The following is a 15287-nucleotide window of genomic DNA, read 5'->3' as shown; positions in this document are numbered from 1 at the left end:
AAGCGCCTCCTTAGAATGTCACACGCAGGCCACCGCTGGCCGTGCGTTCTGCGACTGTGCCCGGATCGACCACGACGGTGGTGAACGACGATTCGATGATGGCCGGGCCGGCAACCGGTTCGCCCGGCTGCATGGCTTCGTAGCGATGAACCGAGACGTCGCTCCAGCCGAGTTCGGTGAAGTAAACCGGCCGCTTTGCGCGACCACCGGCAAAATCACCCTCAGGAGGGAGCGTGCCGGTGGCCCGATCAGTCAGTCTGCATCTGACCTTGGCGCGCCAGGTCACGAATTCGACATTGGAATTGCGGTCGCTGATCTCGAAAATACGCTGGTGGGTGTCATGGAACGCATCCGTGACCTGCTTCAAATCGCCTTCGCTCTTCACCTGATCAAGCGGGAGAGGAACGTCGATTTCCCAGATCTGATGCGGATACCGCGCCTCTACGGAATACTCGATGTGGCAGTCGCGTGCCCCGGCGCCGGGCCCTTCCGCGAACTCAAGGCATCGCTTCCGTAGCTCTGCCAGAACCTCGTTGATCTTGTCAGCCGCAAATCTGTCGCTGGTTGTAAACTGCAGTTGCGCATAGTCCGACGAAAGCTCCGACATCAGGGCCCCGGCCGCGCTCATTACGGCACCTGCTTCGGGAATGAGGACACCAGCGCATTGAAGGCGCCTGGCAACTGCGACTGCATTAAGTCCTGCGGCGCCGCCGCCGCCGATCATGACGGCCGAGCGGGGATCAATGCCCTGATTGACCGTGATCTCCTCGATCGCTCCGACCATCTTTTCGGTTGAAAGCCTCAACACAGCGGCAGCGGCTTCCTCAACTTTGATGCCGAGCGGTTCGGCGACTTTCAATTGCAATTGCCGGGTCGCCCCCTCCCGGTCGAGGACCATGGCGCCGCCCAGGAAGAAGTCCGGATCGATATAACCCAGGATCAAGGCGCAGTCCGTGACGGTGGGCTCGGTTCCTCCGCGGCCGTAAGCGACGGGCCCCGGCGTCGAGCCCGCGCTCTGCGGACCGACCTGCAGAATTCCGCCATTGTCGACCCATGCGATCGAGCCGCCTCCGGCGCCGATACTCTTGATATCGACAGATGGAAAGCCGGTCATATGGCCACGTGTGCGCTGGCCAATCCATGTTTCGCGGCTCCAGGGGATGCGCCCGTCACGCACCAGGCTGACATCAAAGGTGGTCCCACCCGTGTCCGCGACAATCGCGATGGCATTGCCAAAATCGCGCTCTGCGTAGTAGCGGCCGGCGACGGGCGCCATCGCCGGTCCCGAATTGATCGAGTGGATCGGAGCCCGTGCAACTGCCGTCGCATCCATGATGCCGCCACTTGAGGTAACCATCAGTGTTCGACCGTTGAAACCGGCGTCTTGCAACCTGTTGGTCAAGCCATCGAGATACTTAAACATCAGCGGTTTCAGCGAGGCGTCAATGACGGTCGCGGAAGCTCGACGATACTCGCGCAGGGTTGGATTCAACTGATGCGAGAGCGTGTATGGAACATCCGGTAGATGCTCCTTAAGCAGTTCTGCGATACGCCGCTCATGAACCGGGTTGACAACCGACCACAGAAGGCAAACGCCAACGGCTTCGATTTTCAGCGCCTGCAGTTTTTTGATTGTCGCGATGAAGTCGGTTTCGTGTAGTCCCTCGACGATCTTGCCGCGAGCATCGACGCGTTCATCCACTTCGAACGTATACCGCCGAGGCACATAGGGTTCAGGGTAGGCGACCGTAAAGTTGAAAGGCTCAATGCGCCCGCCCTCGCGCATGACCAGGATGTCACGATGACCTTTGGTCGTGATGAAGGCTGTTTTCGCCGTCTTGCCGGTGATGATCGCGTTGATAGCCCGGGTGGTGCCGTGGACGAACATGGCGCCACGGCTCAGGAAATCTCCGAGTCTCATTCTGTAGTGCCTGGCAGCGAGATCCAAGGCATCGAGCACGCCGCGCACTGGGTCATCAGGCGTCGTCGATGCTTTGAACAGCCTTATCTCGTTGCCATCTTCAACGACAAGGTCGGTGAAAGTACCGCCGGTGTCGCACGCCATCCTGATATGATTTGCGCTTGGTTTGATCTGGGTGGCGTGGGTATTCATAAGGCAAGCCTCTTTCGTGCCAGCGCGGATGTATCCGGCCGGATATTCTGGGGTTGTTGGCAGAAGGGCGCTGTTTGGCGCTACTGTTCTAAGTGTCGTTTCCGGACATGCGTGGCGGCATCTTCCTGTGGCTTCGCACATGTGTCTCGAATGACGAGTTCGGGCAGAAAAATCGCGTCGGAGCCGGCGTTGGCCGGCTCCGCATTCGGTTTGAGAACACGCTCGACGGCAGCGCTGGCCATCGCCTCGATAGGCTGACGTATGGTCGTCAGTGCAGGAAATGACAGCTGGCTGATCCAGGCATCGTCCACGCCAATAATCGACATGTCCTTTGGAACGGCAATGCCGGCGGAACGGAAAGTCGCCAGCAGGCCCAACGCGATCATGTCGTTGAACGCGATAATGGCCGTGGGCCTGGGCGACAGCGCCGCCACATCGGAAGCGGCATCACGACCGACCTCGACCATCTGAGCGTCTGCGATATCAAGTGCGCTCTGGTGACGCTCGAGCACGACAGCCTGACTGTCGTCGAGTTCGTGATCCTTCATTGCTTTCTTGAAACCGGACAACCTCATCACCCGGCTGTGGGTGATGAGGGGATCGGTCACATAGGCTATCCGCCGATGACCGAGAGCAAACAGATGCTCCACAGCCATCCCGATTGCCGCCTCATGATCGAGATTGACCGTATCGAGCCGAGCAAGCTTCAAATCGAGCCTGTTGGCGTCCACGGCAACGATCGAAAGATCGCTCCACGCCGAGTAGTAACCGCGCCTGGTGTTCAGGGGTGCAATGGTGATGAGGTCGGCAACGCCGATGGCAGCCAGATTGTCCAAAAACTCTTTCTCGAGCTTCGGATCGCGCATGGTGTTGCACAGATGAACCCTGTAACCCGCCTTCACCGCAGCCTGTTCTATCGAGAACACCATTTGGCCATTGAACGGGTTGACAATGCTGGGCACGACCAGGGCGATTACCCGGGCCTTGCCAGTCTTTAGTTGGCGCGCTGCCTGGTTTGGTCGGAAGTCAAGCTCGGCAATTGCCGTCGCAATCCGCGTCCGGGTCTCCGTCCCGAGCCGATGGAATCGATTGTTCATGTAATTCGAGACGCTGCTCACCGATACGCTCGCCGCTTTCGCAACGTCCTGAATGGTGGCGCGGTCCGCAGCATCTGTGGGCGATCCACTCTTCGGCGGCATGACGTTCAAATCTCCCAAGGTCCCAGAGACCCTCATTCTACGACTCCCGAAGGAGAACGAAACCTCGATGGTCGCGAGTCCGGCCCCGCAGCTGTGCGATCGAGAAAGTCGGTAAAACGGTACACTAAAAATCGTCTGTGTCAATCGAGGGTCGATCTGAGGCTATCGGAGGTAATGCCGCTGGTATTATGGGGTTTGCAGGAATCACCTGACTCTGATGGGAGGCAAACTCCTCAAGTGGCAGTTGACAGATGAAAAAAATCTAGTGTATCGTTTTACCTACTGTAAGCAAGCCGAAGAGCTTCGCAGCAGGCTGAACGGCGCCGAACATGTTTGGCAAAGGGCAACGCGACGCCTGAAACTTGCACGATCGTTTTTTGCGATGCCGCCGCTAGTCCGACGGGTACCGGGGCGAAGTCGGCAATGACAAACTTTCAATCATCAAAAACCGACGGAGACGGAACATGAAAAAGATTTTGCTAGCTGCCGCTTGTCTAACGTTACTCGGTGTCCCTGCTCACGCCGAAACGATCGGCTTCAGCATGCAGCGGTTCGACGACAATTTTCTTGCGATTCTTCGCAGCGGCCTGGAGGCACACGCCAAAGACCTTGGGAATGTGACGTTGTTGATCGAGGATGCGCAGGGCGACATCGCCCGGCAGCAAAGCCAGATCGAAAACTTTATTGCCGCCAAGGTCGATGGGATGATCGTGATCCCGGTAGAGGCCGATGCCGGCGTCGCGATGTCCAAGACGGCCGACAAAGCCGGAATCCCTCTGGTCTTCGCCAACAATCAGCCTTCCAACGTCGATCAGTTGCCGGAGAAGCAGGCGTTCGTCGGCTCGGACCAGATCCAGGCAGGCAGCCTGGAGGCGCGCGAGGTCTGTCGTTTGCTGGATGGCAAGGGCAAGGCCGTGATTCTGATGGGTGAACTCGGAACGCTGGTTGCGCGTGGCCGCACCGAGGCGGTGCACGAGGTCTTCAAGTCCGACGAATGCAAGGGCATCGAAATCGTCGAAGAGCAGACGGCGACCTGGTCTCGCACGCAGGCGCTCGACCTGACCACAAACTGGATGTCAGCTGGTCTCAACTTCAACGCTGTCATTGCTAACAACGACGAGATGGCACTGGGTGCGCTTCAGGCCATCAAGGCAAGCGGGGGATCAACCGGCGATTATGTCGTTGCCGGCATCGATGCAACGCAGGACGCCCTGACAGCCATGAAATCAGGCGACCTCAAGGTGACCGTTTTCCAGGACGCCATCAGCCAAGGAAAAGGCGCGCTCGACACAGTTCTGAAGCTGGCGCGAGGCGAGAAGACCGACAAGAAGGTCTTCACCACGCTCGAACTCGTCACCAAGGACAACATGGACAAATACCTGAAAAGGAATTGATCGCCAGCATCGCGCGCCGGTCGACGATCGGCGCGCGAACTGTTCCGTTCGATCTGGATTTGGGACGACTTCGATGCAGACCACAGTCGCCGCTACCTCAACCCCACCTTGTCTTGAGGACAAGCGTCAGCCCTGCCTGCTGAGCGTGACCGGGGTCAGCAAGTCGTTTCCGGGCGTAGTGGCTCTCGACGACGTGAGCTTTCAACTCAGACGGGGTACCGTCCATGCACTGATGGGTGAGAACGGCGCGGGCAAATCCAGCCTGATGAAGATCCTGGCAGGGATATATCAACCCGATGCGGGAGAGATCCTCCTCGATGGCGTTTCCGCTCAGTTCAAAACGCCTCTCGATGCGCTGGCGCAGGGTGTCGGCATGATCCATCAGGAGTTGAACCTGATGCCCTCGATGACGGTCGCGGAGAACATCTGGATAGGCCGAGAGCCGCGCAACCGATTTGGGATCATCGACCATCGGCGCATGAATCGCCTATCTTATGATCTTCTGGCGGAGTTGAAAATCAACCTGAATCCAGAGGCGGAAGTTCGCCATCTGTCGATTGCCAACAGGCAGATGGTGGAAATCGCGAAAGCGGTTTCCTATCGCTCGCGCGTCCTCATCATGGACGAGCCCACCTCGGCACTGACAGAGCGCGAGTCGGCCCACCTCTTCGAGATAATAGGCGACCTGAGAAACCAGGGCATCGGCATCGTCTATATCTCACACAAGATGCACGAGATCTTCGAAATATCAGACGAGATCTCCGTTTTTCGTGACGGCAAATATATCGGCACCCACGCGGCGGCGGCCACCTGCAGGGATGAGATCATCCACATGATGGTCGGCAGAGACATCTCAACACTGTTTCCGAAGAAGAATGTTCCGACCGATGATGTTTTACTTTCGGTTCGGGACCTCACTTTGCGCGGCGTCTTCTCGGGGGTCTCTTTCGATCTGCGGGCGGGCGAGATACTGGGCCTCGCCGGCTTGATCGGGTCGGGGCGGTCCAACGTTGCCGAGACGATCTTCGGGGTGACGCCCGCCACCAGCGGCGAGACACGGATAAGGGGGCAACGCGTCGATCTGAGATCGCCACGCGATGCGATCGCCAATGGAATGGCCTTCCTGACAGAAGACAGAAAACAAAGCGGCTGTTTTCTCGTCCTCGACATTCTCGAGAACATGCAGATTGCGGCTCTTCAAAGCCAATTCGTCAAAGCCGGTTTCGTCCAAGCCAAGGTGATTGCCGCGGCATGCAACGAGATGAGCAAGGCGTTGCGCGTCAAGAGCTCCGGAATCCACACCACGGTCGAAAACCTATCGGGCGGCAATCAGCAGAAGGTGCTGATCGGACGCTGGCTTTTGACCAAACCGGGCATCCTAATCCTGGACGAGCCGACACGCGGCATTGACGTTGCTGCCAAAGCTGAGATTCACGCCCTTGTCTCATCACTCGCCAGCGCGGGCGCGGGCGTCATTCTGATCTCCTCGGAGATGCCGGAGATCCTTGGAATGAGCGATCGGATCATGGTGATGCATGAAGGAAAGATCACCGGCGTTCTGGACCGAGATGAGGCGACGCAGGTCAAAATAATGGAACTCGCTTCGAAATAAGCGAGGAATAGAGGAACTGCACGATGGGAAAAGACACAACAGCCGCCGCCATTCCTGATTACCGTGGCAGCTTTGACGGTTGGCGAAAACCTCAGGAGCTCAATATCTTCCTGGTCCTGGTGGGGATCGTTCTTCTCTGCGAGGTGTGCGGCTGGCTTTTGATCGGGCAGAGTTTCGTCTGGAATCCGCAACGCCTCACGATCACCATCCTCCAGGTGTCCGTGGTGGGGATCATCGCAATCGGCGTGACGCAGGTCATCATTACCGGCGGCATCGACCTTTCTTCGGGGTCCGTCGTGGCGGCAAGTGCGATGATGGCGGCTGGGTTTGCGCAATCCGCGGAATGGTCGAAAGCTCTCTATCCATCACTGACCGGTTTGCCGGCGATCGTCCCGATCGCCGTTGGTGTCTTGATCGGTTTGATTGCAGGCATAACCAACGGCGTTTTTGTTGCCTATGCCCGCATCCCGCCGTTCATCGCAACGCTCGGAATGATGGTTTCGGCTCGGGGTATTTCGAAATGGTATACAAAGGGCCAGCCCATTTCGGGGCTGACCGATCAATTCACCGCCATCGGCTCGGCTGCCTGGCCGGTGTTTGTCTTCATAGTCGTCGCAACAATTTTCCATGTTGCGCTTCGCTACACCCGGTACGGCAAGTACACCTATGCGATCGGCGCGAACGTCCAGGCAGCGCGGGTCTCCGGCATAGATGTCGAAAGGCATCTGGTTAAAGTCTACGCGATCGCCGGAATGCTTGCCGGGCTCGCCGGCATCGTCACCGCAGCGCGCGCGCAGACGGCTCAATCCGGCATGGGATACATGTATGAGCTCGATGCGATTGCCGCAGCCGTGATCGGCGGAACGTCGCTTGCCGGCGGGGTCGGCCGGATAGGGGGCACCGTAATCGGCGTGGTGATCCTGGGCGTGATGTCGTCAGGATTCACGTTTTTGCGGGTCGACGCCTACTATCAGGAAATCGTCAAGGGCCTGATCATCGTCACGGCCGTGACCATTGATGTCTACCGGAATCGGCAGAAGCGCTCCTAGATCGAGCTCGCGGTCGAAGGGCGTCTATTTCCAAAAAGGTACAATAAAAAGCCGTTCAGATGAAACCCACCAAGGCAAGGAGGTTCCGCAAGCACAAAAGGACTTTAGGTCAATTCTCAAAAATTCCATCGATGGAGATCGAAAATGCAAATCAAAGCGCTACACAGTTTGGAACTGCAGCATTTTGACGTCGGCTCATTAGTCGAATGCATATCTCAAAGGTGGCGATATTTGGCCAGGGTTCACGACTTTGCTCGTCGCCTCGTCGACAAGCATGGGGCGAGCCGTGCGTCGGATCTTACAAAACGGGCCGCTGCCAGAGCATCGGGGAGGCGCGGGGCGACCCTGAGGGCAGTTGCCGAGTCAGTGAACGATCTGATGCGGTTGGACATTTTCTACCATTGACTGGACGATTCGAGCCCACGGCAAGAACTGCCCACAGTCGCTCACCATACAACGATCAACTCAGCTGATCGGGTGCAGTTCGATAGCCAACCAAACCGCATCGGCGTCGGCGAAATAGCGATGCCACGGATATTTCCACTGGTTCGTTCCGCTGACCCGGCAAAACGCCTCATAGGTAAAGCCCGGCACCATGGGGACATCTCAATAAAGCGTTGCCTGGTCTTTCTCCCGGAATTTCTGCATGCGGCCGGTTCCCAATATCTGCGTGTGGACCTCGAGGAAGGGAGGGTTGTGGTGAATGAACCAGTCGGTTCCAGCGGGTGACCACCAGAGGTTCAGTTTGAGCACGAAGCGCTGCAATTGCCGTTCCACGGCGATCTCACCGGAAAAGAAACAGCGGGTCGAGCTCGACTTCGCCGACCGTGTGCTGCGGTGAGATGAAGAGCGGGATCTGGCGCGGGAAAGACCGGATGCGGTTGCCGAGCCAGTCCCAGCCGCGGAACATGACACCACTCAGGTCGACTGTCTTGCAAATTTTCGATCCGGCCGCTCTGTTCGATCATCGCCTTCGACAGCATGGCCGAGCGCCACGGCGCAATTGAAGTCTTGATCGCATCATCGAGGGCCAGCCGGGTGCTCGACAGGTTGACGACTATGCCGCTTTCGATGTGCAGGCCGGAGCCATTTTCAAAGAAATCGGCGGCGACAAAATCGTCCGTGAAATTCAGAGGTCGATGCTGCAGCAGGCCGCTACCCCGATGAATACTCATTCGATTCCCACATCTCTCGGGACCATGGGGCGATGCCGTCCTGCGATGGCAGTCGCGAAGAAGGCGCAACGACTGACGGTCAACAGGACAGAAAGAGGGGGCATCCGCAATTTCGCAGGCGCGCTTCGATCAGCGCGATCTGACGCAATACTCGCGTCGCCGGCCGGTATTGCACCATCCGCGACACCGGCTGAGTCGTCGATCCAACAGCGGACAGAGGGTCTGGCGTCGAAATTCAAGCGGCCGATCCGATTTCGTTGCGGAAACCGGGCACCGTCGCCGAACGCGGGTCAGCATGCACCGACAGCATCTTACGCACTGGGCGCTTCAGATTGCGTCACATTAGAAATCATTGAGAAATTGCGAGTTGTCTGTCGGCGAAGTCATATCGCAGGGCATTCAGCCGATCCGGGCCGACCTACCAGAGGAATGGTCGTGCACATGGAAGGCAAATCACAAAAGAGCGGAGCAAATGCATGCCTGCGCGTGAAGACGTGCCACGGCAGACCGCTGGCGAGGGGAGTTCTGCAGGCATGAAGCTTACTGGCGGCCAGGTCATCGCGACTGCGTTGAAGAAGTACGGCATAAAATATGTGGCAGCCATCCCCGCGCACGGATGCTGGGCGATGCTCGAGGCCTCTTGCATAAGGGCAGCGAAATCCCGGTTATCGAGGTGATGCACGAGCAATGCGCGGTGCATATGGCCGATGGTTACTGGCGCGCCTCGGACAAGCCGATGGCGGCGATGACTTCGATTGGCCCCGGCGCCGCCAACACCATCATCGGCCTCGCAACGGCCTACGCCGACTCGACGGCGGTCCCGCTCTTCACAGGCGGGCCGGCGACGCATATGCGAGGCCACGGGGTCATGCAGGAGCTCGATCGTCACCGCACCAATTTCTTCCCGCAGATCGCCAGCGGCGCCGTCAAACGATCTTTCGAGGCTGGTCGCGTCGATGAGTTGCCCTTTATAATGCATCGAGCCTTCAACGCCATGCTCAGCGGTCATCCGGGTCCGGTGCATGTCGAAGTGCCGATGGATATCCAGTCGGAAGCAGCCGAGGTGGACATCCACGACGTTGATCTCAGGATGGCGATGGGCCGCGCCCGACCTGACCAGCGGGCAGTCGAGGCTGCCGCCACGGCGTTGCTTTCGGCCGAGCGTCCGGTGATCGTGGTTGGCGGCGGCGCCATCACGGCGGAAGCAGCACCGGAAGTGAGGAAGCTGGCCGAAAAGACCGGCGCCGTGGTTGTCACGACCTGGAACGGCAAGAGTGCCTTCCCGGAAGGTCATGTCCTTTACGCAGGAGCAGTAGGCCAGACGGGAACTTCGGCCGGCAACAATATCGCTGCCGGGGCGGACCTCATTGTTTCCGTCGGCTGCCGCTTCACCGATCGGCGTCCAGTTGGCGCAAAGGCGTCAGTTTCTCTATCCCGCCGGCGAAGCTTGTCCATATCGACATCGACCATCAGGAGATTGGCAAGAACTGCCCGACGGCGGTCGGACTTGTTGCCGACGCCAAGATGGCGCTTGCCGATATCATCGATGCCATTTCGTCCGAGCAGTCAAACAAGGCACTTGCCCGGCGGGAAGCATTCCACAACGCGGTCGCTCGTGAGAAGACTGATTGGGAAACGCAGCTCGCCGCACGTCGCGACAGCAACCAGTTCCCTTTCACGATGCAGCGTCCGCTGAAGGAACTTCGCGAAATCATGGGTCGCGAGGACATTCTTCTCGTCGGCTCAGGCAACACGCAAGGCGTCGTGAAACAGACCTATCCGGTTTACGAGCCACGCACGCACATCACCTCCGGCAGCTACTCCTCGATGGGTTGGGCGCTGCCGGCTGCCCTCGGCGCCAAGCTCGCCTGCCCGGACCGAAAGGTCTGCGTCATCCTCGGTGACGGCGACTTCATGATGTCGATGCAAGAGATGGCGGTGGCAGCGATGCACAACATCCCGATCATCGTCGTCGTGCAAAACAATTCCGGCTACATGGCGATCCGCAGCGGACAGCGAAAGATCCTCGGCCGCCATGCCGCCAGCGAATTCAATATGGGCAATGGCGGCGCCTACTCGCCGCAATTCGCTGAAATTGCCAAGAGCTTCGGCATCGACTCCTGGCGCGTCGAGAGCGCCGACAAGCTGAAACCGGCCCTGGGCTGCATTTTCGGAACTGACCCTACAGGACGCCCCGCAACGTCAACGCGCCTTGGTAGGCCGGCAGGAGCTGCTTACTGACAAGATGGCCGGGTGGTCTTCGGCTAGCCGGTCCAACAGCTTACGCGAAGCTGCGATTACACGGCGGGTTTCGTCGATGGTCTGCCGAAGGTCTTCGATGTCTGCGCGCGCGCGGCGCTCATTCAATCGAGCAGCTACTATTTCAGACTTGTCCCAGGCCGAAAGCATTTTGAAGACGTCTAGCGCTCCCGCAGCTCAAACTTGAGCATTGCCTCTGCGAACCTGTGGCCGCTTTCGTCGCGTACCTTCATCACAAACTCTCGATAGAGACCATCCGGCAGCTTATCTTTGGTGATTTCGACCAAGGCTCTTACCGCCTCTTGGTTTGCAGCTTCGAGGTTGGGCAGATATGTGCCTTCCAGGTCTGGGAAGACTTGGCCGGTGTCGGTGAAGAAGAAAAAGCGAGGCATTCCTACAAACACACCATGGCGGGAATGGTTCACGCTTGCCTAGCAATTGGTTGGTCAGCAGGCCTTTTTCGCTCTAAATCACGCCGACCGATAACAACCGTGGACTGACCTCCAATGTCCGCGACATTTGGTTAAAAACGTACGCGCCAAGACTCATCGCCGCGATCGGCTTAGAATTACTTCCGAAAGGAGCGCTCTTATGCTGCCATTGCCCCACGCCGTCGATCCGAAGGTAGTTGCTGAGGTCAATAGTCTGCTAGACGATCACGCGGGGGCGGTGCCAGTGCCCGTTCACAAACTGGCGGCGGTTGTCCGGCTGCGCCTCAAAAGCCATCTTTCCATCGCGACTATCGAGGAGCTGATCGTGGACGAAGCCGAGTGTCGCCACCTGCCCATGCTGTTCGAACTGCCGGGAACGGAAGCGGCTGTAGTTTCATCTGCTCTGAGTCGCGCGACTTGAAGGTTTAGGGGCTCGGGCATTCGGCTCTGGCAGGAGAGCCCACCGCGCGTCCGCCCCAATGGTGACAGCCTATGACCAGCAGCAGCTCAACTAGTGGTACGGCCTATCCTGGCGACCTGATTCTGTTGAAGCAGGTCTTTGATCGTGTATGCGCCGAGCAAGACATTCCAGTAGGAAGCGAGCAGGCGGAGCGCCTGAGCGTGAGCGCAATGGCACTTTTCTCGGACGGCGAGTTCGACGAGGCCGTTCTCTACGAACACCTTCGGTTTGTTGCCCGGTCCCTGCCGAGAAGGGACCGAGCATGACCCACCATGATTCGGATGGTCGGCGGGTTCGTGCCGCCCTACTTACCCCCCATGGCAACCCATTGGTTCGTCCCTCCGGTGTTCGTGAAGACTGAAACCGGCGACAGGCGTGGCTGCAACAATGCCAAGGCAGCCCTTGAGCAGCTCAAGAGGTGGACCCGGAGAGGACCTCGCTGGCAAAAGGCGGTGACCCTCTGCCTGTCAGATCTGGAGGGCGATCCGATTGACCCTCAGGTCGTACGAAAGTCCTTCGAGGCTGCCGCTAAGGAAGCCAAGATGTATCTTTCCCCGTAGGAGGGGCTGAAATTTCTCCCAATATTCAGCCCTTTATTTCGTATGATTCGAAGATTGATTTTTCCGTGGAGTGACCCATAAGATGGCCGCTTGGGTTCTCGCCGAGGTGGGAGGCCTCGTATGAAGTTTTTGACGAAACCGCCGACCCGACATAATGACTGCACATGAGCTTGTTGAACAGCTGATCCTACAGGCCCGTCGCGGCCAAATCATCTCCATAAAAGACACTATTGCAGCGGTGCGCCGAGACGGGCCACATCTGGCGGAAACTGACTGCGAGTTGGTGGAGCTTATTGTCAATGTTGCCCCAGCCTTTGGCCTGTTTGTCGGGTTCGATCTTCGTGAATAGCCGCATGGCAAGCCATTGGTTGTCCCCTCCAGTCTACGGCAGGACCGACAGCACCCAGGTTGGGACGAAAGGCGAATCGGGGCGCGCTCTATAGGTCGAGAGGGGTACGGGGTTTTCGCGCGAGCCAATTACCCGATCATCCGATCAGAAACTCCAGCTAAAAAATGCTGACTATTGCGGCCTAGCACCGTGCCAATTTGTACGACTCGTACATGGCCTTGATGTCGCTCAGGCAGGGAGTAGAGTCCACTTCGGCGTGTGCCTGGGGAGGGCTGGATGAGCGTCGCGCAAAGGGTAGGTCCGCTTTTAGGGCAAGCAATCAACGTACTCCTCAACAGGGCGGACCGTGGCGACACGGTCTCGATCAAAGTGGCGCTACGCGAAGCGCGGGAGGCTGCGCCTTATTTGGTGGCCTCCGACGAAGAATTAACCGAGGCGATAGTCGAGGCAGCAACGGCCATGGGCCTCTACGTGGCTTTCGACGGTCGCGAGTAGCTGTCAGCCAAACTTCAGTCACTGCGGCATGGCGACGGAGGCGCGCCGCCCTGCGCCAATTCCAACGGTCAGAGGTAATCCGCAATTACCTTCGCAACCTGCTGAATCTGCCTGTACAACGGGAACTGCCGGCTGAGCAAAGGTATTTGCTGGAGGAACTTGATAAGGTCGACAAAGAGTGACCGCATGGCTCGCCACTGGTTCAACCCTCCGGTCCCGGTCAAGACCGAGCGTCCCGGGATCATCCGCAACGTCAACAACGCCGAGACGGCCGGCGAGGAGCTGATGAAGTGGACCAAGCGTGGCCCTTGGTGGCACCTCGCGGTGCGCGTTTGTATGGCCGTGATATTCGACGAGATGGAACCTGAGGAGGCTCGTAAGGCATTCCTGGCTGCTGCAAAAGAGGAGGGGACGTTACGGTCCTCAGATTAGAGCTGGTGATTGAAAGTTTATCAAAACTCGCGATCGGAAGCTGGTTACTGAGGGAGTCCCCTCCAATTTCCACCCAATGGCAACCCATTGGTTCTCCCCTCCGGTGTACGTCACCGACCGACGTGGGGCCACCTACGCGTGCAACAATGTCGAGGATGCCGCCGAGGAACTTATGAAGTGGACCAGGATGGGACCTAAGTGGAGGAAGGCTGTGCAACTATGCATAGAAGCCCTCCAGGACCGTGTGATTCCGGAAGAGGTCCGTCAGGCTTTCGAGGCTGCTGCCAAGGAGGAGGGGGTGTTACGCTCCTCTGGTTAGGTCTCCTGTGTCCCTGTGCCCCTCGGCTACACCCTGAGGAGAAGTTCAGGGGAGCCTTGGGGATACCGGCCTAATCGTCACTCCATGTCGGGCACGTCGTTCCGAACCAAAGAGCGTCGTCGGCTCGCCGTATTCGTCCAGCGCCGGGTTAGCATCACGCGACCACGCAATGACATCGGCATGTTTCGTCGCCAGAGCTTTGGCGGTCCTTATCGCTCGGTCTTCGGTCTGCTGCTCGGCTGGCCCATAGGCTGCCTGGAAGTCGCCGCTCTCATCGCGGGTCGAAGGCGGTGACGACAATCAGCTTGGGGGCCTTCTGCTGAAGAAGGAAGCTGTCTGACATGTTGGTGCCTTTCGGATTGGTGAAGCCTAAGCAGAGGGCATGAAAGTGACAGGCGAAACAAGCGCCGACTCGACATAGAGTAAATGCGGGATCATCGTCCTCACGCACCAACTAGGTGGGGAGAAAAAAGCGTTGCTGCCTCAGCCAACGATCTGCTGATCGCATTCGGGTGAATGAGGGTGCTACACCTGAAGGGAATCGGCCGCACACACGCGTGTCGCAGGCGATGACCAGCACAGTCGGCCTTGGAGTAATCTAGCGTCAAATAATCATTGTTTGCAATTGCGCAGGCCGAATTTTCCAAATAGGAACGCCGGAGATCAACAAGGGAACGATTTTGATGGATGAAGCAATTGGGCAGCGAAGGGCTGATCTGCTAGGGATGACAGCAGATATCGTCGCAGCCTATGTCCAGAGCAACGCAACGCCCGTGGCGGATCTGCCGAATTTGATCGCCAGTGTTAATTCTGCGTTGTCTGGCCTGGCTGAGCCGGTCGCTGCAGCATCGCCAATACTGACGCCCGCGGTAAATCCTAAGAAGTCGATCTTTCCCGATCACATTATAAGCCTTGAGAACGGGCGCAAGTTCAAGTCGATGAAGCGCCACCTGGGCTTGCTTGGCATGACACCTGATGAGTACAGAGCCAAGTGGGGTTTGGCGTGGGACTATCCTATGGTAGCGCCCAGCTATGCGGCTCAGCGGTCTGCACTTGCCAAAGCTGCCGGTCTCGGCCGCAAGGCGGTTGACAAAACGCCGCCAAAGAAAGCACCAGCAAAGCGCAAGGCCAAAGCCTGACAGTGCACGAATTCGGGCCATGCCATTAGGTCTAGATGGTCTAGGTGGCCTGGCTGAGAATGAGCTGCCTGGCTTCGCGGTTCAGTAAGCGCCGCTCACGCCACAACACAAGCTTCTGCACGGCTTGCGTCTTCACGTCCTCGTATCCTGACGGGGCAGGGGAGGTCGATCAATGTGCGATCGACAAGTCGAGCCGATAGATACCCTCCGGCGAAGGCCGCCTTGCGAGAGGACGGCACGGTAGCGAGGCTGCGCTCTTAAGGTCGCCCTTACGAGCGAAGTTAGCAGCACAGCATGAGCC

18 protein-coding genes and 2 pseudogenes are annotated in these 15287 nt (G+C 58.2%); 13 read left to right on the top strand and 7 right to left on the bottom strand.

What is annotated here, in order from left to right; genetic code table 11:
* Positions 1–10: 10 nt before the first annotated feature.
* A complete protein-coding gene (locus tag NKH30_RS21105; RefSeq protein WP_352996906.1) occupies positions 11–2113 on the bottom strand; it encodes a hydantoinase/oxoprolinase family protein in 2103 nt (700 codons plus the stop codon).
* Positions 2114–2193: 80 nt separating this feature from the next.
* A complete protein-coding gene (locus NKH30_RS21100; protein ID WP_352816259.1) occupies positions 2194–3312 on the bottom strand; it encodes a LacI family DNA-binding transcriptional regulator in 1119 nt (372 codons plus the stop codon).
* 464 nt (positions 3313–3776) lie between these two features.
* Between NKH30_RS21100 and NKH30_RS21095 the strand changes: the two genes are divergently transcribed.
* The 3 genes from NKH30_RS21095 (at position 3777) to NKH30_RS21085 (ending at position 7367) form a co-directional block, all read left to right on the top strand.
* The gene (locus tag NKH30_RS21095; RefSeq protein WP_352542293.1) at positions 3777–4706 is read left to right on the top strand and encodes a sugar ABC transporter substrate-binding protein; all 930 of its coding nucleotides are present in this window, start codon (positions 3777–3779) and stop codon (positions 4704–4706) included.
* A 73-nt stretch (positions 4707–4779) separates the two neighbouring features.
* Entirely contained in the window at positions 4780–6318 is a 1539-nt protein-coding gene (locus NKH30_RS21090) for a sugar ABC transporter ATP-binding protein (RefSeq protein ID WP_352996904.1), read from the top strand.
* A gap of 23 nt (positions 6319–6341) precedes the next feature.
* Positions 6342–7367: an ABC transporter permease gene (locus NKH30_RS21085; RefSeq protein ID WP_352542291.1), complete on the top strand. Its 1026-nt coding sequence runs from the start codon at positions 6342–6344 to the stop codon at positions 7365–7367.
* Positions 7368–7832: 465 nt separating this feature from the next.
* On the opposite strand, the gene NKH30_RS21080 is transcribed toward NKH30_RS21085, so the two are convergent.
* Genes NKH30_RS21080 through NKH30_RS21070 form a run of 3 tightly spaced genes read right to left on the bottom strand, consistent with a single transcriptional unit; the run spans position 7833 to position 8542 of the window.
* Complete coding sequence (locus NKH30_RS21080) at positions 7833–7964, bottom strand: hypothetical protein (RefSeq protein WP_352996902.1); 132 nt, start codon at positions 7962–7964, stop codon at positions 7833–7835.
* A 9-nt stretch (positions 7965–7973) separates the two neighbouring features.
* Entirely contained in the window at positions 7974–8120 is a 147-nt protein-coding gene (locus NKH30_RS21075) for a hypothetical protein (RefSeq protein WP_352996900.1), read from the bottom strand.
* Positions 8108–8542 carry a hypothetical protein gene (locus tag NKH30_RS21070; RefSeq protein ID WP_352996898.1) on the bottom strand — a complete coding sequence of 145 codons (435 nt, stop codon included), beginning with the start codon at positions 8540–8542 and terminating at the stop codon, positions 8108–8110. Before NKH30_RS21070 ends, NKH30_RS21075 begins: the two co-directional genes overlap by 13 nt.
* Before the next feature lie 616 nt (positions 8543–9158).
* Here NKH30_RS21070 and NKH30_RS21065 point away from each other — a divergent pair.
* Together NKH30_RS21065 and NKH30_RS21060 are read left to right on the top strand one after the other, a co-directional pair.
* A pseudogene (locus NKH30_RS21065) lies at positions 9159–9902 on the top strand (thiamine pyrophosphate-binding protein); the annotation flags it as partial.
* A gap of 164 nt (positions 9903–10066) precedes the next feature.
* Positions 10067–10783, top strand: coding sequence for a thiamine pyrophosphate-dependent enzyme (locus tag NKH30_RS21060; RefSeq protein ID WP_352996896.1), 717 nt, complete (start codon positions 10067–10069; stop codon positions 10781–10783).
* Positions 10784–10962: 179 nt separating this feature from the next.
* Here NKH30_RS21060 and NKH30_RS21055 read toward each other — a convergent pair whose 3' ends face one another.
* Positions 10963–11226 (bottom strand): DUF6894 family protein, encoded by a 264-nt coding sequence (locus NKH30_RS21055; RefSeq protein WP_352542287.1) that lies wholly within the window; start codon positions 11224–11226, stop codon positions 10963–10965.
* Between the two features lie 166 nt (positions 11227–11392).
* Here NKH30_RS21055 and NKH30_RS21050 point away from each other — a divergent pair, with 166 nt between their 5' ends.
* The 7 genes from NKH30_RS21050 to NKH30_RS21020 all read left to right on the top strand — a co-directional run bounded on the left by NKH30_RS21050 (position 11393) and on the right by NKH30_RS21020 (position 13847).
* Positions 11393–11653: a hypothetical protein gene (locus tag NKH30_RS21050; RefSeq protein ID WP_352542286.1), complete on the top strand. Its 261-nt coding sequence runs from the start codon at positions 11393–11395 to the stop codon at positions 11651–11653.
* Between the two features lie 71 nt (positions 11654–11724).
* Complete coding sequence (locus tag NKH30_RS21045; RefSeq protein ID WP_352542285.1) at positions 11725–11958, top strand: hypothetical protein; 234 nt, start codon at positions 11725–11727, stop codon at positions 11956–11958.
* 6 nt (positions 11959–11964) lie between these two features.
* A complete protein-coding gene (locus NKH30_RS21040; protein WP_352996894.1) occupies positions 11965–12252 on the top strand; it encodes a DUF982 domain-containing protein in 288 nt (95 codons plus the stop codon).
* 154 nt (positions 12253–12406) lie between these two features.
* Positions 12407–12601 (top strand): hypothetical protein, encoded by a 195-nt coding sequence (locus tag NKH30_RS21035; RefSeq protein ID WP_352542283.1) that lies wholly within the window; start codon positions 12407–12409, stop codon positions 12599–12601.
* Between the two features lie 276 nt (positions 12602–12877).
* Positions 12878–13096, top strand: a complete 219-nt coding sequence (locus tag NKH30_RS21030; protein WP_352542282.1) for a hypothetical protein — start codon at positions 12878–12880, stop codon at positions 13094–13096.
* A 186-nt stretch (positions 13097–13282) separates the two neighbouring features.
* A complete protein-coding gene (locus NKH30_RS21025) occupies positions 13283–13528 on the top strand; it encodes a DUF982 domain-containing protein (RefSeq protein WP_352542281.1) in 246 nt (81 codons plus the stop codon).
* A 76-nt stretch (positions 13529–13604) separates the two neighbouring features.
* Positions 13605–13847, top strand: coding sequence for a DUF982 domain-containing protein (locus tag NKH30_RS21020; protein WP_352542280.1), 243 nt, complete (start codon positions 13605–13607; stop codon positions 13845–13847).
* 77 nt (positions 13848–13924) lie between these two features.
* Here NKH30_RS21020 and NKH30_RS33220 read toward each other — a convergent pair.
* Positions 13925–14190: pseudogene (locus tag NKH30_RS33220) on the bottom strand (hypothetical protein).
* Positions 14191–14530: 340 nt separating this feature from the next.
* On the opposite strand from NKH30_RS33220, the gene NKH30_RS21015 reads away from it, so the two are divergent.
* The gene (locus NKH30_RS21015) at positions 14531–14986 is read left to right on the top strand and encodes a Ros/MucR family transcriptional regulator (RefSeq protein ID WP_352816273.1); all 456 of its coding nucleotides are present in this window, start codon (positions 14531–14533) and stop codon (positions 14984–14986) included.
* Positions 14987–15287 lie beyond the last annotated feature (301 nt).

The sequence above is a fragment of the Mesorhizobium sp. M1273 genome (genome assembly GCF_040318195.1).
GTDB lineage: Bacteria > Pseudomonadota > Alphaproteobacteria > Rhizobiales > Rhizobiaceae > Mesorhizobium.
The sequence above is the reverse complement of the archived record's forward strand: the minus strand, read 5'-3'. Positions and strand labels throughout refer to the sequence as shown.

Excerpts from the sequence above, each read along its gene's own strand:
- NKH30_RS21050 (WP_352542286.1), top strand. The coding sequence starts at position 11,393 with ATGCTGCCATTGCCCCACGCCGTCGATCCGAAGGTAGTTGCTGAGGTC.
- NKH30_RS21030 (WP_352542282.1), top strand. The coding sequence starts at position 12,878 with ATGAGCGTCGCGCAAAGGGTAGGTCCGCTTTTAGGGCAAGCAATCAAC.
- NKH30_RS21090 (WP_352996904.1), top strand. The coding sequence starts at position 4,780 with ATGCAGACCACAGTCGCCGCTACCTCAACCCCACCTTGTCTTGAGGAC.
- NKH30_RS21080 (WP_352996902.1), bottom strand. The coding sequence starts at position 7,964 with ATGGTGCCGGGCTTTACCTATGAGGCGTTTTGCCGGGTCAGCGGAACG.
- NKH30_RS21015 (WP_352816273.1), top strand. The coding sequence starts at position 14,531 with ATGGATGAAGCAATTGGGCAGCGAAGGGCTGATCTGCTAGGGATGACA.
- NKH30_RS21020 (WP_352542280.1), top strand. The coding sequence starts at position 13,605 with ATGGCAACCCATTGGTTCTCCCCTCCGGTGTACGTCACCGACCGACGT.
- NKH30_RS21045 (WP_352542285.1), top strand. The coding sequence starts at position 11,725 with ATGACCAGCAGCAGCTCAACTAGTGGTACGGCCTATCCTGGCGACCTG.
- NKH30_RS21085 (WP_352542291.1), top strand. The coding sequence starts at position 6,342 with ATGGGAAAAGACACAACAGCCGCCGCCATTCCTGATTACCGTGGCAGC.
- NKH30_RS21035 (WP_352542283.1), top strand. The coding sequence starts at position 12,407 with ATGACTGCACATGAGCTTGTTGAACAGCTGATCCTACAGGCCCGTCGC.
- NKH30_RS21100 (WP_352816259.1), bottom strand. The coding sequence starts at position 3,312 with ATGCCGCCGAAGAGTGGATCGCCCACAGATGCTGCGGACCGCGCCACC.
- NKH30_RS21025 (WP_352542281.1), top strand. The coding sequence starts at position 13,283 with ATGGCTCGCCACTGGTTCAACCCTCCGGTCCCGGTCAAGACCGAGCGT.
- NKH30_RS21105 (WP_352996906.1), bottom strand. The coding sequence starts at position 2,113 with ATGAATACCCACGCCACCCAGATCAAACCAAGCGCAAATCATATCAGG.
- NKH30_RS21060 (WP_352996896.1), top strand. The coding sequence starts at position 10,067 with ATGGCGCTTGCCGATATCATCGATGCCATTTCGTCCGAGCAGTCAAAC.
- NKH30_RS21070 (WP_352996898.1), bottom strand. The coding sequence starts at position 8,542 with ATGAGTATTCATCGGGGTAGCGGCCTGCTGCAGCATCGACCTCTGAAT.
- NKH30_RS21040 (WP_352996894.1), top strand. The coding sequence starts at position 11,965 with ATGATTCGGATGGTCGGCGGGTTCGTGCCGCCCTACTTACCCCCCATG.
- NKH30_RS21095 (WP_352542293.1), top strand. The coding sequence starts at position 3,777 with ATGAAAAAGATTTTGCTAGCTGCCGCTTGTCTAACGTTACTCGGTGTC.